Here is a 21,617-nt window from a genome sequence, read left to right as displayed (position 1 = left end):
AGTGGCTGAAAAAACGCGAATTAATACCAAGCGGTGTTCCAGACCAGTTGTTGTGGCAGTCAGTTATGATATTCCAGATTCCAGATTCCCGACTCAATCACTATTGAACTTGTAGCCTACGCCCTTGATGGTCTGAATATGGTGGTCGCCTACCTTTTCGCGCACTTTGCGCACGTGCACGTCTACGGTGCGGGCCAGCACGAATACGTCGCTGCCCCAGATGTTCTGCAGCAGTTCCTCGCGGCCGAACACCTTGTGGGGCGAGGCCGCCAGGAAGGCCAGCAGCTCGAACTCCTTTTTGGGTAGCGTGATTTTGCGGCCGTCCTGGTACACGGCAAAGCCCGTGCGGTCGATGGTAAGGCCATTTATTTCAATCGTGTCGGACACGTGCTGGGGCTCTTTGTCGCGGCGCACGTAGGCGGCAAGGCGGCTGAGCAGGGCGCGGGGCTTGATGGGTTTGGCAATGAAGTCGTCGGCCCCGGCGTCGAAAGCGGCTACTTCCGAAAACTCCTCGGCCCGGGCCGTCAGGAAAATGATGTAGGTGTCCTTGAAGCGGGGCTGCTCACGCAGCTGGCGGCAGGCGGCAATACCGTCGAGGCGGGGCATCATTACATCGAGCAGCACAACGTCGGGGCTGAATTCGAGGGCCATTTCGAGGGCTTGGTGGCCGTCGGCGGCGCTGGCCACGGTGTAGCCTTCTTTGCGTAGGTTGTATTCAAGCAGCTCCACAATGTCGGGGTCGTCATCGACTACCAGAATCTTGTAGGCGTTGGGGTTGGCGGCTGGTTGCACGGGCAGGGGCGGTTTAGGGTAGAACAGCAGGCGGGCAGATAAAAGTACGGCTGGCCGGCGTGACCGGCGTGTTATCGTTTCGTTACCCGGGTTACGGCGCCAGCCCACCAGCGCCGGCCGGGGCAGCTTGGCCGGCACCGGGTTCGGAATGGGCCACACGAAATCGGCCAGCCCGCCCGGCCGGGTTGGGGCAGGGGCGGCGTTGCTTGCCAGTACCGGTCGGAAGCGAGCAGGAGCAGATAGCAGCATCGGAAGCAGAGTGGAAAATGACGTGAAAGGAGCAGCCTGATGAACTTGGAAGGGCAAAAAAAAGGCGGCCCCTATTGGGAGCCGCTTAATTATATGTGCTATTTCTGAGCCACCATATTGAGCCGGTTGCGCAGGCCCTTGTACTTGTAGAGGTCTACCTTCACGGCCCCGACCAGCATATCGGCCTGAATGAGTACCGGTATCTTGTTCTGGTCGTCGGAGAGATACACGGAGACGGCGTTTTCGCCCTTGAACAGTTTGTTGGTAGGCATTTTGGGCACCAGCCGGATGGCGCGAATAGTGCCGGCCTTGGTACTCACCGTTTCGCGGCCCTTGTAAATCACGTCCATGGGCATCATTTCCTCATCGAAGAAACCCTGCACCCGGATGACCTCGCCAGGCCGGCGCAGGTCGTAGTTGAGCGTGCGCAGATAGTAGAATCCGCTGACGATGTCCTGCACATTGTCGGGTACTTTGAAGGTGCTACGCTTGACGTCGTTCTTGTCTTTCTTGTAGCTCTCGACATTTGCAACGTCGCGCAGACGGTCGAAGTCGACGGTTTCGCGCTTGCGGTAGTTGTTCTCCTCAATATTGCGGAAGAAGCGCCGCGGCTGAATGCTGCTCGTGTCGATGTAGGAGCGCCAAGTGTCGCGGATGCGCAGAAAGTAGTCGAACGAGCCAATAGTACGGCCCGTAACGGTGGCCCGGTAGCAAGGCCTGTCGTTGATGCGGTGCAGGCTGTTGTCGAGCTCAATGGTGGCGTCGGCCGCGTTGATAAGGCCGTAATGCACTTTATACTGCAAGGTTTCGCCCGTCTGGAAACTGGTATTGTCAGCCGAGCGGGCCGGTTGTCTGGTTGGTCCGAAAGCCGCCAGACCGGTAATTAGCAAACAGAATACAAATGACAGCAGAAGCCGACGGCGAATAAGCATGAGCAGGTCCAGAACAATGAATCGGCTGATTCATTTCAAAAGCGGTGCCAGTAAAGATACTGGGTTTTAGGCAGCAGAAAATCTGCCACTATGAACCCAGGCAATTAAACAGCCCCTCGATTGTGGCCCAGCCATCGGCCTGCAACCGTACCGCATACAGGTGGCCTGTTTGGCAGGCAGCATACCGGGGTACAGGCTGTAGTCATGTGCTTTTTGGTCACTAGCCAGCAAAAAGAAAGCTCCCCCGGTTACCGGGGGAGCTTTCTTATAAACTACAGACACGCGCTTACGCTTCGTCTTCCACAGGCTCCATCGCCTCTTCGGCATCCACGGTGCGGTCCTCGTCGAGGGCGGCCAGCGCCTCCTCGGGGCTGCCTTTCACCTTGGCCCGAATCTGGGCTTCGATTTTGTCGGCCAGCTCGGGGTTGTCCTGCAGAATGGTTTTTACACCCTCGCGGCCCTGGCCGAGGCGGTTGCCGTCGTAGCTGAACCACGAGCCCGACTTGGCAATAATGCCCATGTCGACGCCCAGATCGAGGATTTCACCCACTTTGGAGATGCCTTCGCCATAGATGATGTCGAACTCAATGACTTTGAACGGTGGGGCCACCTTGTTCTTGGCCACCTTCACCTTGGTGCGGTTGCCGGTGATGTTGTCCTTGTCCTCCTTGATCTGGCCAATCCGACGGATATCGAGGCGTACCGAGGCGTAGAACTTGAGCGCGTTACCGCCGGTGGTGGTTTCGGGCGAGCCGAACATCACGCCGATTTTCTCGCGTAGCTGGTTGATGAAAATGCAGCAGCAGCCGGTTTTGTTGATGGTGCCAGTAAGCTTGCGCAAAGCCTGGCTCATCAGACGGGCGTGCAGACCCACTTTCGAGTCGCCCATATCGCCTTCCAACTCGCCTTTAGGCACCAGGGCCGCTACCGAGTCAATTACAATAATGTCGATGGCACCGCTGGAAATCAGCTGATCAGCAATTTCGAGGGCCTGCTCGCCGTTGTCGGGCTGAGCAATCAGTAGGTTGGCCGTGTCGATGCCGAGCTTACGGGCGTATACCGGATCGAAGGCGTGCTCCGCGTCGATGAAGGCCGCAATGCCGCCCTTCTTCTGGGCTTCGGCAATGCAGTGCATGGTGAGCGTGGTTTTACCCGACGACTCGGGGCCGTAGATTTCGACCACGCGACCTTTGGGCAAACCGCCTACGCCGAGGGCAATATCGAGGCCGAGCGAACCGGTGCTGATAACTTCAATGTCCTGCTGTATCCGGCTGTTGTCAAGCTTCATGACGGTGCCCTTGCCGTAGTTCTTGTCAAGCTTTTCAAGGGTCAGAGCCAGCGCCTTCAGCTTCTGCTGCTGCGGGGTCAGGTCTTTGCTATCGGCTTTGTCAGCTTTGTCAACTTTCTCAGCCTTATCGGCTTTGTTGGAGTTTAAGGCCATCAGAAAAGGGGGTAAATAGATTTGCTTAGGTTTGGTGAATGTAAGTCTTTTTGCCAGCCTCTGCAAGCCTTTGGGGGCTGCCGGAGGGGCTGGCATCTGGTAACGCCGGCCGACTATATTTTGTGCCCGCAATGCTAAAGAAATTCGTCCGATTCAGCATCTTTTTTCTGTGCTAAAATTTTTAGAATTCCGCCCTGCCTGCAGGCCCCTGATACTGACGCTGCTAGCCGGGATGGCAATCAGCCCGACTGCGCACGCCCAGCTCGATAATCGGGCTTTTCTGTATCGGGCTCCGCTCGGCCCGAGCTACGAAGACCAATTGCGGCTGGAGGTGCAGGGGTTTCTGTTCAATAAAGACAACGAGTATTTCAACAAGATTGATCCTGGGCTAACCTACTTCGGGGCGCAACTGGCCCCGCGGCTGGTGTACTATCCGGCCGGCAACCTGCGCTTGGAGGCAGGTGTGTTTCTGTGGAAAAATTACGGGACGACCCAACTGCGGCAGGTGCGGCCGCTGTTCACGCTCAAATACCGCCAGGGGCCTCACACGCTATTGTTTGGTAACCTGGAAGGCAACCTGCACCACGGCTACATCGAGCCGCTATTTGATTTTGAGCGGGTGATGATCAATCGGCTGGAAGAAGGCATGCAGTACCAGTTGCAAACCCCGCGCACCAGCTTGGATGCGTGGGTAAACTGGGTGCGGCAACAGTACCGGTTCAGTAATTTCCAGGAAGAAGTGGCCGGGGGCCTCACGCTGGAACATCGCCTGCTGACCGATTCGGCCCGGTGGTTGGTGGCGTTGCCGTTTCAGTTCACGGCTACTCACCGCGGCGGCCAGATTGATACCATCGATAAGCCGTTGCAGACATTGTTTAACGTCGCTACGGGGCTGCGGGTGCGGCGCGGGCTGTCCTCCAATTTGGTGCGGGCAGTGCATTTTGATGGCTATCTGACGTACTTCAACGATTATTCTTTCACCGAGGAATTGCCCTTCAAGAGCGGAACGGGCATCTACTTGAACCTGGGGGCTGATACGCGGCTTTCCAATCTGCAAGTGGCCTACTGGAGCGGAAAAGGCTACATTTCACCCCTCGGCGGCCGGCTCTACCAGTCGGTATCGTCTTCGGCTGTAGATGTGGACTACACAGAGCGACATCGCCAACTGCTGATTCTGCGGGTGCTACGCGACTACCAGCTACCGGGCCAGGTCATTCTGACCACCCGTTTCGAGCCCCTCTATGACCTCAACAACGGACTGTTCGACTTCTCGTTTGCGCTCTACCTGAATTTCAACCAGAGCTTTCTGCTAACCACGCTGCGCCCTAACCGCTAACTGGTGGAGGCTGAGCCTACCTGGAGAAGGCGTCCACGTAGGGGCCGAAGAATAGAACAGCTTACGTTTGCGCCTGCTCTTCGCGCCGTAAAATGTAGTACAGGACCGGCGTACTGCCCAAAACCCGGCGCAGCCAAGCGGGGCGGGCGCGCACCGGCAGCGGCTGGAAGCCCAAAGCCTCGGCTACAGCCACGCTGCGTGGGTTGTTGGGCAGGCAGCGGATGAGCAGGCGGGCCGCCCCGAGCGGCCCGAAGGCGAAGGCCACGGCTGCCGCCAATGCCTCGCGAGCATACCCTTGTCCTTCTGCCTCAGCGGCCAGGTAATACCCGATTTCGAGCGTGACGGGGGCGGTCCAGTTAGGCTTAAGGCTGATATCACCGAGGTAGTGGCCGCCCGTGCGGTGCCAGATGCCGAGTACGTAGAGCCGGCCGGTGCGCCAGTCGTGCCCGAACTGCTTCAGCAGCCGGATGCAGGCATTAGCCGAGCTGGCTGCCGTTTCGCGGGCCGGGAAAGACGGCCGCAGCCGCAGCCGGTTGGCATCAATCAGGGCAAAAAACGCTGCCGCATCTTCAGGCGCGTAGGGCCGCAACAGCAGGCGGTCGGTCAGGTGCGGAGCAGAGTGGGGGGCAGCGGCAGGAGCAGGCAAAGCGGCGTATATGCGTTGGAAATAGGTACAGAAAGGCTGCGGACGCTTTATAACGCAGAACGCGACGCTGTAGTCCGCCCACGATGCCAGAACGCATATTTGGGTTGCCGGGGCTAACGCCCATCCGATGTAGAGACGCCTAGTTGCTTTTCGTGGTTGGATGGCAATTCGCTACAGTCCATATCAGCAACAACGAGATGTGAACTGCTGCGCTTCTAGCATACGAACACGCCGTTTGCGAAACGGTTATAACCGGAAAAGCCACCTCATGGGAGGTGGCTTTTCCAATGTATTGTCCGGCCGGCTGAAAGCGGCTATTTCGCGAGCTGCAGGCCGACGCCGGAGCGCGACTGAGGTGGACTGCCCAGGGAGTGCTGATTGCGCATCACGTTTACCTGGCGAGCAGCCTCGTTGAAGTATTCGAGCCGGCGGATGAGCATTTCCTTGGTCAGCACGCGGCCCTCGGGCGTGCGCATCAGGCTCTTTTTGTCGGCCAGAATCCGCTGCATCAATGCCTCATTGTGCGCTTCGTTGCTTTGGAACTGAGCCAGAAACTCGCGTACCTGCTCGCGGGGCGCGAGGTCGGAGGAAAGGCGAAACTGGCCGCCGCCCTGGTTGAGCACCTCGCTCAGCACATACACCTCCAGCGGTAACGACACGTTAAGAGCCGTCGGGCTGATGTTGAGGCCCGCATCGAGGCCGCTAAGGATGATGACGAGGTTGCGCTCGAACTGCTCGTAGTAACCGGCTACTTCCATTTTATTTTATTTAACAATCAGTAATTATGAATCAATAATTCTGAAAAATCGGGTCATTATTCCCCGAGTAATTCTTAATTATCAATTAACCTAAAGTAGTTCTTTCACCAACTGGTCCACTGTAATGCCCTCGGCTTCGGCCTTGAAGTTGCGCACGAGGCGGTGGCGCAGGATGGGCAAGGCTACGGCCTGCACGTCCTCAATATCGGGCGAATACTTGCCGTGGATGAGGGCGTGGCATTTGGCCCCTACAATGAGGTGCTGCGAAGCCCGCGGGCCGGCGCCCCACTCCAGCAGCTGGCTGGCGCGGGCAGCGGCGCGGCCGGTGTTAGGGCGGGTTTTATGCACCAGCCCCACGGCGTATTCTACCACGTTGTCGGCCACCGGCACCCGGCGCACGAGCTGCTGGAAAGCCTGGATTTCGTCGGCGTGCAGCACCTTCTCCACCTGTACCCGGTGGTTGGAGGTGGTGTTCTTCACGATTTGCAACTCCGCCTCGTAGCTCGGGTAGCCCAACTCAATATTGAACATGAACCGGTCGAGCTGGGCCTCGGGCAGTGGGTAGGTGCCCTCCTGCTCGATGGGGTTCTGGGTAGCCAGCACGAAGAAAGGGCGGGGCAGGTTGTAGCGCTTCCCAGCCACCGTTACGGCGTACTCCTGCATGCTTTCGAGCAGCGCGGCCTGGGTTTTGGGCGGTGTCCGGTTGATTTCGTCGGCCAGCACAATGTTGGCGAAAATCGGGCCCGGCACGAAGTGAAAGTCGCGCTCTTTATTGAGCGTTTCCGAGCCCACAATGTCGGAGGGCATCAGGTCAGGCGTAAACTGCACGCGGTTGAACGACAGGTCCAGCGCGTCGGCCACGGTCTGGATGAGCAGCGTCTTGGCCAGCCCGGGCACGCCTACCAGCAAGCAGTGGCCCTGCGAAAAAACGGCGGTCAGCACCAGCTCCACCACGTCTTCCTGCCCAATAATGACTTTACCAATTTCGCGGCGCAGCTTCTGGTAAGCGGCAGCCAGCGCGTCGGCGGCTTCTTTATCGGAGGCGAAGGTCATTCTGGGAGGAGCTAGTAGTTAGTAGCGAGGAGTTAGAACGAGTTAAGGGAAGCAGGCCGTCAACGTAAAAACGGCATTCTACCTCCTGACTTCTAACTCCTGGCTTCTTTAGTTGATCGAGTTCAGCAGCTGACAGCCGGCGTACTCGGGGTCCACTTCGAGGAATACGGTGCCACGGTTGAGGGCAAACCAAGCGTCGAGGGCTTTGTTTTTCTTCTGATTAAGGGCAGCGGCGGCAATTTTCTGGTAGTCGTCGTCGAGGTTGGCCTGGTGGGGCGGGCTGTTCGATTTCAGGTACAGAATACGCACGGCGTCCTTGCCATCCTCCGTGCGGTAGGGCAGGGGCGGGCTGATGCTGCCCACTTTCATGGTGTCGATGGTGAAGAAAATGGCCGGGTCGAGCTGGTCGAGGGGCAGGTAGGTGCTGGCGTCGCGGCGGTTCTGGAGCAGGCCACCGTTGCCGCTGGTCAGCTTGTCGTCGGAGTTGTCCTTGGCAGCCTTAGCGAAAGTGAGCGTGTCAGCCATAATCTGCCGGCGGAGCTTAGCCAGCTGCAACGAAGCCTCGTTGGTGTCGGTGGTGCCGGTTTCGGGCTTGAGCAGGATGTGGCGGGTGCTGTACGAATCGCCTTTGCGCTCGATGAGCTGGATGACGTGAAAGCCGAACTGCGACTCAACTACCGGCGAAATACCGCCCGGTTCGAGGCGCAACGCGGCGGCCTCGTACTCGGGTACCAGCTCGCGACGCTTAAAAAAGCCCAGGTAGCCGCCTTCTACGGCCGAGCCGGGGTCCTGCGAATACTCCTTGGCCAGGGTAGCGAAATCCTCGCCGCCCACAATACGGGCGCGCAGCTCGTTGAGCTTGGCCTGGGTAGCCTGCTTCACCTTGTTGTTCACCTGTGCCACTTTCACAATCTGGCCCACTTCCACTTCCGAGGAGTAGTAAGGCAGGCTGTCTTTGGGCATGCGGTTGAAATACTGGCGTACCTCGCGCGGCGTCACCGACACCTTGCCGGCAATCTGGTCCTGCATTTTCTGCTGGATCAGCTGCTCCTTTACCTGCGTTTGCAGATCGTCCTTGATTTGCTTGAGCGGTTTACCGTAGTATTCCTCCAGCTTCTGCTCCGAGCCAATCTGCTGCACGAAGTAGCCCATCCGACGGTCCAGTTCGCTTTTTACCTGGCCTTCCTCTACTACCACCGAATCGGTTTCGGCCTTGGCCAGGAGTAGCTTGTTGAGGGCCAAGCTCTGCAGAATCTTGCACTTGGTATCGGGCGGCAGCGGCTTGCCTTCAGCGCGGGCCACTTCCTGCCCATAAATGCCTTCCAAGTCCGATTTCAGCACAATCTGGTTGTCGACCTTGGCAATGATGCCATCAACCATGGCACTACTCATTGGGCGCCCGACACCTAGCTGCGCGTGGCCGGCAGTAGCTGTAACAACCAGCAACGTCAGGCTTAGCAGGGCCTTAAAGGCTGGTACTCGCAAAAAAATATGCATGAATCTGGTTCTAAAGCCCGTCCCGGCAATATGCCTGGAAAGGGTTGGCAAAAGGCTCAACGCCCAAAGCCGCCCGTAAATTTCGTTATAAATCCTTGCACCGGCAAAAACCGGGCATGCTTCCGGTTATAGGAGCCTGTTTTGGGGCCAGGCGTTGCATCAGGGAGTACAACTGCTGGTACAGGGGAAGCGAGAAATCCGGCTCAACTCAATGAACAAAGTCGTTCAGCGGTTTGAGCCGGATTTCTCGCTTCTCTTAGAATGGCAGCGGCTTACTTGGTTATCAGCTTGTCTACCTCGGGCTGGTTGATTTTCACCGGGTTTTGCGCCTTAAGCTGCTCCAGCCACTCTTTTTCCAGGTAGTTCTGGTAATCGGACGTAGCCTGGCCACGGGCTTCGTTCAGGGCTTTGGGGCCGGCTGGCAGCTGCTTATCCACAATTACGGTGTAGTAACGGCCTTCCATTTCGGTCTGGTACAAGCCGGGGGCTTTGTCCATGAACTGGTCGGCGGCTTTGTTCTCGCCCTTGGCAAAGCTGCGCTGTTGAATCTGCACGGCCAGCGGGTTTTTCTCGTTCAGGCTTTGCTCAATCAGGCTCGGGTTGCGGCTCGTTGCGGTCAGCAGCAGTACATCGGTAACTGTGGCATACTGCTTGGGCTGGCTGCTGCTGCTCATCCGCTTTATCCGGTCGGCGCGCACGCCTTGGCCAACAAGATACTGTTCCACGGCAGCCTGGCGCTGGGCTGCTAGCTTGGTGGGCACCTTGGCGCGGCTGGAAGCAATTGCCTGTACCAGCATCGTAGTGTCGGCTTCCAGCATACGGCCGGCCAGCTCTTCGAGAGCGGCTTTGCTGGCTGGCAGCAGTGTGGCAGTGCGGGGCTGAAACTTCAGCACGGCCGGAATGCCCTCCGTAACGGGCAGATAGGTGCTGGCTGCAGCCGGCGCTTTCGACGCGGTAGGATTGGAGAAGAACGACTGCGCCTGGCTCCGCAGCTGAGGCGTGGCCGCGCTGATAACCGTGGCCTGCACCCGTGGGCCCCACTGGTAGTTGGCCTGGTTAGCGGCGAAGAACTGCTGCAGGCCTACCGTATCTTCAATGGCCTTGCTCCACACCTTTTCGTCCATCAGCTGGAACAGCAGAATACCGTCGCGGTACTCTTTTACCAGCATGCGGTAGTCCTCGTACTTGTTTTCGAGGTTGGCCTTCTCATACTCCGTCAGGCGCTGGTCCACGTACTGGTCGTAGAGTTGCTGCATGGCGAAGCGCGGCTCGGCACCAGCGCGGGGGCGCTGGCTTTGCTGGGCATAGGCCAAGAAATCCTTCACCAGGTAAGGCTGCCCCTGAATGGTAAACAGTGCCGAGTTATCGGTGATATTCTTACTGGCCTTGCCCGTGGCGGCAATCGGAGCCGAGTAGGCAAATCGGCCCTGCACCAGCGAGGTGTCGGCCTTGGCCAGCACATACTCCTTCACAGCCGGAATTTCCACGAAGTTGTTTTCGCGGCGCACCCGCTTAAGGAAGGCAGCACGATTAAGCTCGGAGCGCGAATCCTTGGAAACCTTGCTTTTGAGCGTGGGCTCCATGGCCTCAAACGACGGCACGGGCTGCTTTTCAATCAGCTTGATGATGTGCCAGCCGTAAGGCGTCTGCACGGGTGGGGCAAGGTCACCGGGCTTCTGGAGCTTAAAGGCAGCTTCCTCGAACGAGGGAATCATGCGGCCGGTGCCGAAAGCGGGTAGCTCGCCGCCGTTGGGCGCCGAGCCGGCATCCTCCGAAAACTGGCTTACCAGCTTGTCCCAGTTCTCGTTGCGGCCCGTCAGGCGGGTGTACAACTCGTCCACCTTTTTCTTGGCCGTAGCCGAGTCGGCGGCGGGCATGCCGGGCGTGGCCCGCACCATGAGGTGGGCCACCTTTATTTCGCCCTGTGCGGAACGCACATTGTCCACCTTGATGAGGTGGTAGCCAAAGCGCGTACGAACTGGGGCTGACACCTGCCCGGCCGTAGTCGAATAGGCTGCCGACTCGAAGGGGTAGACCATCTGCATGGCCGTGAAGTAGCCCAGCTTGCCACCGTTGCCATTCGCCCCACGGGCCGAGGGGTCATCGGAGTTTTCGCGGGCTACCATATTGAAGTCTTCACCGCCCTCGGTTACGCGGCGGCGCAGACTCATGGTCTTCTCGTAGGCGGCCAGCGTGTCTTTGGGCGTAGCATCGGGGCCTACGTTTATCAGCAGGTGCGAGGCGCTTATTTCCTTGCTCAGCCGGTCATACGCCTCGCGCACTAGCTGGTCGGTTACACTTTTCTCGGTGAGGTAGGGCTGGGCCAGCTGCTGCTTGTAGCCCTCCAGCTCCTGCCGGAACGCCTGGGTCGTATCGAGGCCCCGCTGCTCGGCGGCCAGCACCTTCAGCTTGAAGTTGGTGTAGAGGTCGAGGTACTCCTGCACGCTGGCTTTGGTGCCGAAAGCAGGGTCGGAACTGTTGTTTTTCCGGTATACGTAGGCAAATTCCGAAGCCGGAACGGCGGTAGTACCCAGAGTTTCGACGGCGGCAGCCGAGGTAGTTGTGGCAGGTTTGGTGGTCTGGCACCCGGCGAGCAGGGCCGCCGCAGCAGTGCCGGCAAACAAAAAACGGTTGTGCATACTTGCGAAAGAAGGGAATCAGCGGGCATAGTTCCATACCGGGCCAACGGGCCGGATGGGGGTGATTACAATTTTACGGATTTTTTCCCGGCGGCCGCAGTCTGCTGCCCGCGCTGTGCCGCCGGCTCAGGTCAGGGTTTTGTAGAGGCGGCAGATGGTATGCTCGCCGACGGTACTGTATTCCACCCGGTCCATGATGCGGTTTACCAGCATCATGCCCACGCCACCTTTCTTGCCCACGCGCACAAACTCACGCAAATCGGGCTCCTGATACGAGCCGGGTGAATAGGTTGAGGGAGTGCCATCCTCAATCTCGAAGCCAAACTCGCGGTTAAGCACCTTTACCCGCACATCCAAAAACTGCTTTTCGTTTTCGGCGTTGGCATGGATAATAAAGTTTGCCACTACCTCATCCACAGCCAGTATTAACTGGTTAACGAGTACTTCGGAAAGCTGCTGCCCGGCCAAATACTCGCCTACAAAGTCGCGCACCACCTTCAGGTTGCGACGAGTGCAGCTAATACGAATGGCGTGTTCCATGCCTTAGGAATGGGGGCGAAGCAGTTTCGGGAAGTTATACGGCAGCCGCGTCGGCTTCCGAAGGCACAATGGTCATCAGCGAATCAAGGCCCAGAATCTCGAATACGTTGCGCACTTTCTCCTGCATATTAAAGAACACCAGCTTCACATTGGCATCCTGAAAGGTTTGCAGGTGCGAAATGAACACGCCCAAGCCGGCCGACGAAATGTAGTTGAGTTGCTGGCAGTCGATGAGCACTTTTTGGGTGCGAAGAATCTCGGGCTTGCTGAGCTCGTTATCGAGCAGAACAGAGGAGCTGGCGTCCAGCTCTCCATTGAGGGCCAGCGTGAGGGTGGTTTCGGTGGCGTGTTGCGTTATTTTCATGGCTTGAAGCTACGTTAAAGCCCGGCACCGGGTTGGGTCGACCGGAATTTAATCACTAGTAGGGTCTGGTCGTCGTGCATTGGCTGGCCCCTGGTGAACTCGTGTAAGTCGGCCAAAATGTGGGCTTTGATCTGTTCGGCATCGAGGTAATATGACTCTTCCAGCATCCGCTGCAGGCGCTCCTCAGTGTATTCCTCCTGGGCCGCGTCGCGGGCTTCTACGATGCCGTCGGTGTAAATCACCATCACGTCGCCGGGGTTGTAGTCGTAAAACTGGTTCTTGATGTGCTTCTCGTACCCATCGTGCCGGATAATACCCAGCCCCAAACCGGGCGTCTGGAAGTACGACACTTCTTCCTTGATGGAGTGGTAGTACAGCGTGTGGCAGTGGCCGGCGCGGGCAAATACGAAGCCACCATGCTCATAGTCGATAATATAGAGCGAAGCCGTAATGAAGGCCGACTTTTCGAGGCAGCGGCCCAGCGCATCGTTGGCCTGGGTCATGAACTGGCTGGGAACCGGGTATTTCTCCCGGTCGTTGCGGGCCAGGGGGTTTTCCTGCATCAGCGCATGGAAAATACCTTTCATCTGGGCCACATGGAAGGCGGCCGTTACGCCCTTGCCGCTCACGTCGCCGATGAGCACGGCCAGCCGCCGGCCCGGCAGGTGCAGAAAGTCGTAGAAGTCGCCGCCCACTTCGGTAGCGGCCACGGCATAGGAACTGATTTCGAACCAGTTATCAATCGGCAGGTTCTTCGGAATGAGGCTGTCCTGCACGGCCGAGGCAATCTTGAGCTCGTCCTGCACGCGCTGGGTGCGCATGGAAGCTTGGATAAGCTGCAGGTTTTCGATGCTGAGCACCGTCTGGCTGGCAAAGGTTTGCAAGATGCTCAGGCTTTCGCGGTCGAAGGCCTGCACCGGCTCCTGGAGCAGGTAAATGTTGCCGTACTGCCGCTTGCTGGAGCTTAGCGGCATCACCATCAGCGAGCCGAAGGGCAGCTTTAACCGGCTGAAGCTACCGCTAGACAGGTCGTTGTTGAAGTACTCGAGGTTGCCAAGGTTGAACTCGGCCAGCGTACGGCTAATGGCGCTACCCTGATCGGCAGTCAGCTGGTAGTACAGGTCGTGGTTGTCCGCTTCGTCGGTGGCTTCAACATGCAGCCAGGCCGCATTGGCACCAGTTGTCTGAATGGCCGAGTCGAAGAACATCTGGTACACCTCGTCCGTTGTCTGGCCCCGCTGAATGAGCTGGGTGAGGCGCTGCATAGTCAGAATCTCCTCGCGCTTCTGCTCGAATACACCAGCCGTGGGCAGGTTGAATAGGGTTACCAGCAGGCCCATGAGCGCATAGAAACTGGCGAAGAAGGCGTTGAGCAGCAGAAAGGCGTTCTGAGGGGCGGGCCCTACCAAACGGAAACCAAGCCGGGTGTCCAGAAAGTAGACTACGAATATGCCCATCACCCCAATAATAGCCAACTGCAGCAGCACGGCCTCCAGCTTCTGGCGGCGGCTGAGGTAGGCCACCCACTTCTGGCGGCCGCTCAGGTAGGCACCAAAGGCAGCCAGCACGCCCAGCACCGCCGCCGATATAGCCGCCGGGGGAGCGTAGGGCAGTAGGCGCAACAACAAGGTAGCGCCCAGCAGCAGTTCGAAAGCCACCCATTGCCGTTGCAGGCGCTCGGAGCCCCGAAACATCATCAGCGCCCGCCAAGCATAGTTGGTACGGGCCAGCAGCAGCACGAACAGCCCTACATTGAGCGTGTACAACACCGTGTGAAGTACCGAGCCGTTAATAGAGCCGGGTAGCAGCATCTGCAGCAACTGATGCAGCCCTACGCTGCCTACTGCCAGCAATGCCGGGCCCAGCAGCAACCGCTGCAGCAGCCCGATAAAATCAACTCCGCGCAGGCGCTCGGGTGATTTCCGCTCGTACAGAAAAACGATGCCCGTAAACAGTGCCTGCAGAACCAGAATCAATCCGGCCGGCGGAGAAAGGGACACCCCGCCCAGGCCCGGATGAGCGTAGAGCAGTGCGGCAGCCAACAGCGCCAGCCAGCTTAACAGCGCGACAACACCCAGCAAGGAAAAAGGCTTCCGAAGAACAGCCATGCAGACAAAGTAAGGAAAAGCCAGCCCAGGCAAACAGCGCGACGGCAGTAAACAGGAGGCCAAGATACGCGCCCCAGTAATAATAGGCTACTCCTAGGTGTACTCAGTGGCGTTACGCCCTATATGCCAAGCGGTTAATAAAGCAAGTGCCCCGGAAACAGCGCCCCAGGGTACTCGTTTAAGCCGCGGACGGGCCTTTCTATCGGCTGCTGTAGTTCGGCGACTCGCGGGTAATCTGCACGTCGTGGGGGTGCGACTCGCGCAGACCAGCCCCGGTTATGCGTACGAAGCGGGCCGTTTGTAACTCCTCAATGGTAGCGGCGCCGCAGTAGCCCATGCCGGCGCGCAAGCCGCCCGTGAGTTGGTAAAGCACTTCGGCCGCCAGCCCTTTGTAAGGTACGCGGCCCACAATGCCCTCGGGCACGAGCTTTTTCACGTCGTCCTCGGCATCCTGAAAGTAGCGGTCTTTGCTGCCTTCCTCCATGGCCTCCACCGAGCCCATGCCGCGGTAGCCTTTGTATTTGCGGCCCTCGAATAGGGTCATCTCGCCGGGGGCTTCGTCGGTGCCGGCCAGCAGCGAGCCAATCATCACGGTGCTGGCACCGGCCGCCAGGGCCTTCACCACGTCGCCCGAATATTTAATACCGCCGTCGGCAATAACCGGCACGCCGGTGCCCTTGAGGCCACGGGCGGCTTCGAGCACTGCCGAAAGCTGGGGTACGCCAATGCCGGCCACAATGCGGGTAGTGCAGATGCTGCCGGGCCCTACGCCCACCTTCACGGCGTCGGCACCGGCGTCGGCCAAGGCGCGGGCCCCTTCGGCGGTGGCCACGTTGCCGGCAATAATCTGCAGGTCGGGGAACTGCTGCCGGAGGTTGCGCACGGCGTCGAGCACGCCTTTGCTGTGGCCATGGGCCGTATCCAGACTCACGACATCTACGCCGGCTTCCAACAGGGCGGCTACGCGCTCCATCAGGTCGGCCGTAACGCCCAAGGCGGCACCTACCATCAGGCGGCCCAGCTCGTCTTTACAGGCGTTGGGCGTGCGGCGGCGCTTGCGAATGTCTTTATAGGTGATGAGGCCTACCAACCGGCCTTCCGTATCAATAACGGGCAGCTTCTCGACTTTGGAATCCTGCAGAATTTCTTCGGCGGCGGCCAGCTCCGTGCCGGCTTTGGCCGTTACGAGCGGCGTGGCCGTCATCACCTCGCTCACCGACCGGGTCATATCTTTCTCAAAGCGCAGGTCGCGGTTGGTAAGAATGCCTTTGAGGTGGCGCTGCTCGTCGATAATGGGAATACCACCGATGTTATGCTCGCGCATCAGCTGCTTGGCCTCGGCCAGGGTGGCGGTTTCGGTAAGCGTAAACGGGTCGAGAATCATACCACTCTCCGAACGCTTCACGCGGCGCACCAGCTCGGCCTGTGCCTTGATGCTCATGTTCTTATGAATGATACCGATGCCGCCTTCCTGGGCCAGCGCAATGGCCATTTCGGCCTCGGTTACGGTATCCATGGCTGCCGAAACGAAGGGTAGCTGCAGGCGGATGCGGCGGGTGAGGGGGGTGCCGGTGTCAACGTCGCGGGGTAGCACCTCGGAGTAGCCGGGCAACAGCAGCACATCGTCGTAGGTCAGGGCCTCGAAGGCAATTTTGGCGGCGTGGTCGGCCATGGCAACAAGAGAGTTAGAAGGTGGCTTGTTGCAGGACAAAGTTAGGGCGCAAAGTTGGCTTTCAGGTTATATGCCAGCTTCCTTTTCGCGGAATGCCCTCAAATAAGCAGCAGTCGGGCCTGGGTCGCATATTCTAAAACCCCCGGCCCGCTCTTGCAGTTATAAGCCCCAACCGCGCCGGAGTGGCGCGGCCTTACTTAGCTACTCCAACCCTATGGCAACTACCAAAAACTGGTTTATTACCGGCGTCAGCTCCGGATTCGGCGCTTCCCTGGCTGATTTGCTGCTCGAAAAAGGCGACCAAGTGGCCGCCACCTTCCGCAAGCAGGAACAGGCCGACGAGTTCACCAAAAAAGCCGACGGCAAAGGCCACGGTTTCGTGATGGAAGTAACCGACGAAGCCCAGGTTAAAAAGGCCATTACCGACGCTATTGCCAAACTCGGCCACCTCGACGTTATCGTGAATAATGCCGGTTACGGCTCGCTGGGCAGCATCGAGGAAATTGATGCCGAAGAAGTGCATCACCAGTTCGATGTGAATGTGTTCGGGCCGTTGCACGTGTTGCGGGCCGTGCTGCCCCATTTGCGCGAGCGAAAAAGTGGCCACGTGCTCAACATCACCAGCATTGGCGGCCTGAAGACCTTTCCCGGCGTGGGTATTTACAACGCCAGCAAGTTTGCCCTCGAAGCCATTGGTGAAAGCCTGGCCCAGCAAGTAAAACCGCTCGGCATCAAGGTTACCAACATCGAGCCCAGCGGCTTCCGCACCGAGTGGGCCGGCGCCTCGGCCACCTATGTCGATACCAACATTGAGGAATACCGCAGCACCGTGGGCGAGAACCTGAAGGGCATCCAGAGCGCCAGCGGCAACCAAGCCGGCGACCCCGACCGCGCCGCCCAAATCATGTATGACCTCGTGCACGCAGAAGGTGACGCACCTCTTCATCTGCCCCTGGGTAAAGCCGCCGTTAAAGGTGCTCGCGAGAAATTCACTGCCCTGGTGAAAGAACTGGCCGAAGTAGAAGAAACCGGCGACTCGGCCGATTTTCCAAGCTAGATTACAGGATCTAATAAAACGTCATTCAGAGCGAAGCGAAGAATCTCGCGTGAGTCGTTGCAACGATTGTTGTTAAACGACTCGCGCGAGATTCTTCGCTTCGCTCTGAATGACGTTTTCTGCTAACAGTTCAACGAAGCCCGTTCTGCTTTTTGGTGCCGCGCACGGCTTGGGCTTCGAGCGGGTTTTCGGGCCAGTAGTGCTTGGGGTAGCGGCCGCGCAGTTCCTTGCGCACCTCGAAGTAAGAGCTGGTCCAGAAGCTGCGAAGGTCGCGCGTAACCTGGGCAGGGCGGTAGCCGGGCGAGAGGAGGTGCAGCGTGAGCGGCACGCCGCCGCCTACCGTGGGCGTATCGAGCAGGCCGAATACCTCCTGCAGACGTACGGCCAGCACTGGGGTTTCGGGCACGGCGTAATCGAGGCGGATGCGCGAGCCGGTGGGCACTTCGAGGTGGGTAGGGGCGAGGCGGTCCAGCTCCTGGCGCTGGCTCCAGCCGTCCGGCAGCCGGCCCAACAGCGCCTCGTGGAAGTCAATCCGGCCGAGCTCGGCCATCGACTTCACGCCCGTCAAATAAGGCCCCAGCCAGTCGTCCAACTCCGCCAGCAGCACTTCGTCCGATACCTCGGGCCAGTTTGAGGGGAAGCGATGGTGCATGAAGGCCAGCCGCTCGCGCAACTGCGTGGCGGCCTCGCTCCAGGGAAGCCCGGCAATGCCACCAGCCTGCACGGCCTCCAGCAAAGCAGCGGCCACCAAAGCCGGGTCGGGGTTAGGTAGGTTGATATCGGACAGCAGCAGGGCCCCGAGGCGGCGCAGGCGGCGGGCCGTTACGCGGCCGGTAGCTTCGTCCCAGCGCACCTCGTCGCGGGTTTCAATCTGCTGCGCAAAATGCTCTTCCAGCTCAGCCCGGCTCAGGGGTGCGGCCAAGCTGGCGCGGGGCTGGGCGGTGTAGCCATCGAGGCTGGCCACAGCGAAAAAATGGTCCTGCTGCCCAAAATGCTCCGCCGGCAGCGTGGCGCGCTGGCCGCTACGCAGGCGCACTCGCTCGGGCGTTTCGCGCTGGGCCAGGCGGTCGGGGTAGGCCAGAGCGGCCAGCAACCCGGCCGCATCGGGCTCGATTTCGCCTTTCGCGCCGGCCCGTTGGCGGAGCACGGCGGCCGCCTCGCGCACCCGGCGCAGGCCGGCCGCATCGGGCAGCAGGCCGGGCAGCGGGGCGCGTCCGGTATGCAGGGCTTCGAGGCGCAAACGCAAATCGGGCGGGCCAAACGAGCCATCGGCGGGGCGTAGAATGTCGCGCTCGGTGAGCAATGCGGCCAGCGCGCAGGCCGTAGCGCCGTGGCCGATTTGCTGGCCGCGCGCCACCAGGTGGGCTAGGCGCGGGGCCAGCCCCAGCCGGGCCAGGGCGCGACCGTGGGCGGTAGGCGGACCGGCTGGCGTAAGGGCATCCAGCCGCACCAGCAGCTCACGCGCCTGGGCCAGCGCCGGGGCCGGCGGCACATCCAGCCAGCGCAGACTATCGGCCGCGTATGCGCCCCACAATGCCAGCTCCAGCGCCAGCGGACTCAAGTCGGCGGTCAGGATTTCGGGCGGCAAATGTTGCGGTAGCTCCCGGAATTCGGCGTCGGTCCAGAGGCGGTAGCAGGTGCCGGGGCCGAGGCGGCCGGCGCGGCCCCGGCGCTGGTCGGCGGCGGCCTGGCTGGCTGGCTCGGTGCCCAGCGTGGTGAGGCCAGTGCGCGGCTCGAAGCGCGGGATACGGGCAAATCCGCCATCCACTACGATGCTCACACCCTCGATGGTGAGGCTGGTTTCGGCAATGCTGGTAGCCAGCACTACCTTGCGGCGGCCAGCTGGGGCGGGGCGTAGGGCAGCGTCCTGCTGTTCGGCGGGCAACTCGCCGTGGAGGGTGTGGATGATAATATGGTCGGGCAGTGAGGCTAGCTTGGCGGCCACCCGGCGCTGGTCGGCCAGACCGGGCAGAAACACCAGCACGTCGCCGGTGGGGTGGGCTTGCAGGGCCTCGCGCACGAGCACCGGCACGAGGTCCTGCAGTTTTTCGTGGGGGCGCTTAGAGGCGCTGGTGGCGCGTTGGGGGCTTAGGTAGTGGGTTTCGACCGGAAACATGCGGCCTAGGCTGCTCACGACTGGCGCGCCAAGCCAGTGGCCCAGTCGCTCGGCATCCAGGGTAGCCGACATGACCAGCAGCCGTAAATCGGGCCGCAAAACCTGCTGGGCATCGAGGGCCAGGGCCAGGCCGAGGTCAGCCTGCAGGCTGCGCTCGTGGAATTCGTCGAACAGCACAGCGGCCACGCCTTCCAGCGCGGGGTCGTCTTGGAGCTGGCGGGTGAGTATGATTTCGGTGACGACTTCGATGCGGGTTTTCGCCGAAATCTTGCTTTCCAGCCGCATGCGGTAGCCCACGGTCTGGCCCACGGGCTCGCCCAGCAGCTGGGCCATACGGGTGGCCGCCGCCCGCGCCGCCAGCCGTCGGGGCTCCAGCACGATAATCTTCCCACCTTCCCGCCAAGCGGCTTCCAACAGCGCCAGCGGCACCAGCGTGGTTTTACCTGCGCCGGGCGGGGCCTGCAGCACGGCCACATGGTGGGTTTCGAGCGTGGCCAGCAGTTCGGGCAGGGCGGCGGTGATGGGCAGGTCGGGGAAGCGCATAGGCTGAGGTATTCAAAAAAAAGGTCATGCTGAGCTTGCCGAAGCATCTCTACCGCAACACTAATCCAATCAGTACAACGAAGCGGTAGAGATGCTTCGGCAAGCTCAGCATGACCGTCTTATAACACCTTGGCCACAGTCCCTAATATAGCGCCACCGAAGCATCTACCCGCCGGCTCCAGGCGTCGATGCCGCCGCGCAGGTTCAGCAGGTTGGTGTGCTCGTGGCGGTGCTGCAGGTAGGCCAGCGCCTGCATCGAGCGCACGCCGTGGTGGCAAATGAGGACCACGGGCCGGTCGTCGGGCACCTCGTCGGCGCGGGACGCTAACTCGCCCAGCGGAATCAGCAGGCTGCCTTCGATGCGGCAGAAGGCGTACTCATCGGGCTGGCGCACGTCGATGAGCTGGAGGTTTTCGCCGCTTTGCAGGCGGGCATGCAGGGCTTCGGGCGTGAGTTCGGGCAGCATTGGGTAAGGGCTAAAAAGCGGTAGCAACCGTAAAATTACCCCGCCGCTGGTTAGCTTTGACCAACCGGCCCGTACGGAGCCGGTGCAATTCATCTGCTGAAACCGAATTGGAAGAACTGTACAGACTCTGGACCGCGGCGGCCGGCAACGGCCCGCTCGAATGGGTGGCCGTCGTGACGGGATTTGCCTGCGTGTGGCTGGCGGCCCGCGAGTCGCTCTGGAATTTTCCGGTCGCCATCGTCAGCTGCGCGCTGTATGTGGTGGTGTACTCGGGGGCCACGCTCTACTCCGATGCCTTTCTGCAGGTGCTGTTTATCGGGCTGGCGGCGCTGGGCTGGTACCAGTGGCTGTACGGCGGGCGCAACCGCTCGGAGCTGCCCGTAACGCGCACGCCTATGCGCGAGTGGGTGGGCTGTGCGGCTTTTGTGGCCGCCTACACGCTGGGCGTGGGCTACTACCTGCAGCACCACACCGACGCCGCGCTGCCCCATTGGGACGCTTTCACGACGGCCGGCAGCCTGGCCGGGCAGTTTCTGCTCATCCGCAAACGCCTCGAAAACTGGCTTATCTGGATTGTGGTTGATATTATCTACGTGCCCATTCTCTGGCACAAGCAACTCTTCCCCACCAGCGCCCTGTACGTGCTCTACCTCGGCTTGGCTGTGTATGGCTACCTGGAGTGGCGGCGGGCGCTGCGCCAACACGCCACTTGCTCCGTTCCGCTTTCTGCCTGACCTGCTATGAAAAAACCAGTACACTTTCTGCCAGCCGATTTTCCGTTTCCCGGAGCAGCCCGCTGATGCTGCGCGTTGCCCTCACCGGCCCCGAATCGACGGGCAAAACCACCTTGAGCCGCCTGCTGGCCGTGCATTACCACACGGCCTGGGCCCCCGAGTATGCCCGCGCCTACCTCACCGGCCGCCCCCCCGGCTACACCTTGGCCGACCTGGAGGACATTGCCCGCGGCCAGCTGCAGGCCGAGGAGCAGGCGGTAGCCGAAGCCCAACGCCTGGGCCAGCCGCTGGTGTTCTGCGACACCGATTTGCTGGTGATAAAAATATGGGCCGAGCACTCCTTCGGCTACTGCCCCGACTGGATTCTGCGCCGGATGGAGCAGCAGGAGTATGCGCTGGTACTGCTGCTGAACGTGGATCTGCCCTGGGAGGCCGACCCGTTGCGCGAGCATCCGCAGCACCGCAATCATTTTTATACGCTTTACCAGCGCGAACTCCGCGGCCAACTGTCGAACTTTGCCGAAATAAGCGGCCCGCCCGCCCATCGTTTCGAGCAGTCCTGCTTTCATATTGATGAGCTGCTTAGCCGCCAGCCCCGGTCCGAGGAAGCGCCGGAGTAACTTTACGGGGCGGCTGCCGTTGTTTGCCCGGTAGCAAATGGGTTGGGATGCTGG

At 60.1% G+C, this 21,617-nt stretch carries 18 protein-coding genes; 4 read left to right on the top strand and 14 right to left on the bottom strand.

Features of this window, described 5'->3' with window-relative positions; genetic code table 11:
• Positions 1-93: 93 nt before the first annotated feature.
• From HW556_RS00590 to recA, 3 genes are all read right to left on the bottom strand, one after another.
• Positions 94-792: a response regulator transcription factor gene (locus tag HW556_RS00590; RefSeq protein WP_317170457.1), complete on the bottom strand. Its 699-nt coding sequence runs from the start codon at positions 790-792 to the stop codon at positions 94-96.
• A gap of 347 nt (positions 793-1,139) precedes the next feature.
• Positions 1,140-1,931, bottom strand: a complete 792-nt coding sequence (locus HW556_RS00585) for a DUF3108 domain-containing protein (protein WP_246289466.1) — start codon at positions 1,929-1,931, stop codon at positions 1,140-1,142.
• Between the two features lie 328 nt (positions 1,932-2,259).
• Entirely contained in the window at positions 2,260-3,414 is a 1,155-nt protein-coding gene (gene recA, locus HW556_RS00580; RefSeq protein WP_394354127.1) for a recombinase RecA, read from the bottom strand.
• A gap of 232 nt (positions 3,415-3,646) precedes the next feature.
• On the opposite strand from recA, the gene HW556_RS00575 reads away from it, so the two are divergent.
• Complete coding sequence (locus tag HW556_RS00575; RefSeq protein WP_176897001.1) at positions 3,647-4,750, top strand: hypothetical protein; 1,104 nt, start codon at positions 3,647-3,649, stop codon at positions 4,748-4,750.
• A 61-nt stretch (positions 4,751-4,811) separates the two neighbouring features.
• On the opposite strand, the gene HW556_RS00570 is transcribed toward HW556_RS00575, so the two are convergent.
• The 9 genes from HW556_RS00570 to guaB all read right to left on the bottom strand — a co-directional run bounded on the left by HW556_RS00570 (position 4,812) and on the right by guaB (position 16,027).
• Complete coding sequence (locus HW556_RS00570; RefSeq protein WP_176897000.1) at positions 4,812-5,396, bottom strand: GNAT family N-acetyltransferase; 585 nt, start codon at positions 5,394-5,396, stop codon at positions 4,812-4,814.
• Between the two features lie 314 nt (positions 5,397-5,710).
• On the bottom strand, positions 5,711-6,154 hold the full coding sequence (locus HW556_RS00565) for a hypothetical protein (RefSeq protein WP_176896998.1): 444 nt from the start codon (positions 6,152-6,154) through the stop codon (positions 5,711-5,713).
• A 90-nt stretch (positions 6,155-6,244) separates the two neighbouring features.
• The gene (locus HW556_RS00560; RefSeq protein ID WP_176896997.1) at positions 6,245-7,207 is read right to left on the bottom strand and encodes an AAA family ATPase; all 963 of its coding nucleotides are present in this window, start codon (positions 7,205-7,207) and stop codon (positions 6,245-6,247) included.
• A gap of 108 nt (positions 7,208-7,315) precedes the next feature.
• Positions 7,316-8,704 carry a peptidylprolyl isomerase gene (locus HW556_RS00555; RefSeq protein ID WP_246289465.1) on the bottom strand — a complete coding sequence of 463 codons (1,389 nt, stop codon included), beginning with the start codon at positions 8,702-8,704 and terminating at the stop codon, positions 7,316-7,318.
• A 272-nt stretch (positions 8,705-8,976) separates the two neighbouring features.
• On the bottom strand, positions 8,977-11,343 hold the full coding sequence (locus HW556_RS00550; protein WP_176896996.1) for a peptidylprolyl isomerase: 2,367 nt from the start codon (positions 11,341-11,343) through the stop codon (positions 8,977-8,979).
• Positions 11,344-11,469: 126 nt separating this feature from the next.
• Positions 11,470-11,883 carry an ATP-binding protein gene (locus tag HW556_RS00545; RefSeq protein WP_176896995.1) on the bottom strand — a complete coding sequence of 138 codons (414 nt, stop codon included), beginning with the start codon at positions 11,881-11,883 and terminating at the stop codon, positions 11,470-11,472.
• 34 nt (positions 11,884-11,917) lie between these two features.
• Complete coding sequence (locus HW556_RS00540) at positions 11,918-12,247, bottom strand: STAS domain-containing protein (protein WP_176896994.1); 330 nt, start codon at positions 12,245-12,247, stop codon at positions 11,918-11,920.
• 14 nt (positions 12,248-12,261) lie between these two features.
• A complete protein-coding gene (locus tag HW556_RS00535; protein WP_176896993.1) occupies positions 12,262-14,355 on the bottom strand; it encodes a PP2C family protein-serine/threonine phosphatase in 2,094 nt (697 codons plus the stop codon).
• A 199-nt stretch (positions 14,356-14,554) separates the two neighbouring features.
• Positions 14,555-16,027: an IMP dehydrogenase gene (gene guaB, locus HW556_RS00530; protein ID WP_176896992.1), complete on the bottom strand. Its 1,473-nt coding sequence runs from the start codon at positions 16,025-16,027 to the stop codon at positions 14,555-14,557.
• Between the two features lie 214 nt (positions 16,028-16,241).
• Here guaB and HW556_RS00525 point away from each other — a divergent pair, with 214 nt between their 5' ends.
• The gene (locus HW556_RS00525; RefSeq protein WP_176896990.1) at positions 16,242-17,084 is read left to right on the top strand and encodes an oxidoreductase; all 843 of its coding nucleotides are present in this window, start codon (positions 16,242-16,244) and stop codon (positions 17,082-17,084) included.
• Positions 17,085-17,214: 130 nt separating this feature from the next.
• Here HW556_RS00525 and hrpB read toward each other — a convergent pair whose 3' ends face one another.
• Together hrpB and HW556_RS00515 are read right to left on the bottom strand one after the other, a co-directional pair.
• Positions 17,215-19,743 (bottom strand): ATP-dependent helicase HrpB, encoded by a 2,529-nt coding sequence (gene hrpB, locus HW556_RS00520; protein ID WP_176896988.1) that lies wholly within the window; start codon positions 19,741-19,743, stop codon positions 17,215-17,217.
• Positions 19,744-19,885: 142 nt separating this feature from the next.
• Complete coding sequence (locus HW556_RS00515) at positions 19,886-20,209, bottom strand: rhodanese-like domain-containing protein (RefSeq protein WP_176896986.1); 324 nt, start codon at positions 20,207-20,209, stop codon at positions 19,886-19,888.
• A gap of 107 nt (positions 20,210-20,316) precedes the next feature.
• Between HW556_RS00515 and pnuC the strand changes: the two genes are divergently transcribed.
• Positions 20,317-20,943 (top strand): nicotinamide riboside transporter PnuC, encoded by a 627-nt coding sequence (gene pnuC / locus HW556_RS00510; protein WP_176896984.1) that lies wholly within the window; start codon positions 20,317-20,319, stop codon positions 20,941-20,943.
• A 65-nt stretch (positions 20,944-21,008) separates the two neighbouring features.
• The gene (locus tag HW556_RS00505) at positions 21,009-21,563 is read left to right on the top strand and encodes an AAA family ATPase (RefSeq protein ID WP_176896982.1); all 555 of its coding nucleotides are present in this window, start codon (positions 21,009-21,011) and stop codon (positions 21,561-21,563) included.
• Positions 21,564-21,617 lie beyond the last annotated feature (54 nt).

It is taken from the genome of Hymenobacter terrestris, assembly GCF_013377905.1.
Classification (GTDB): Bacteria; Bacteroidota; Bacteroidia; order Cytophagales; family Hymenobacteraceae; genus Hymenobacter; species Hymenobacter terrestris.
Note: the sequence above shows the minus strand (reverse complement) of the source record. Positions and strands in the feature narration are given on the sequence as shown.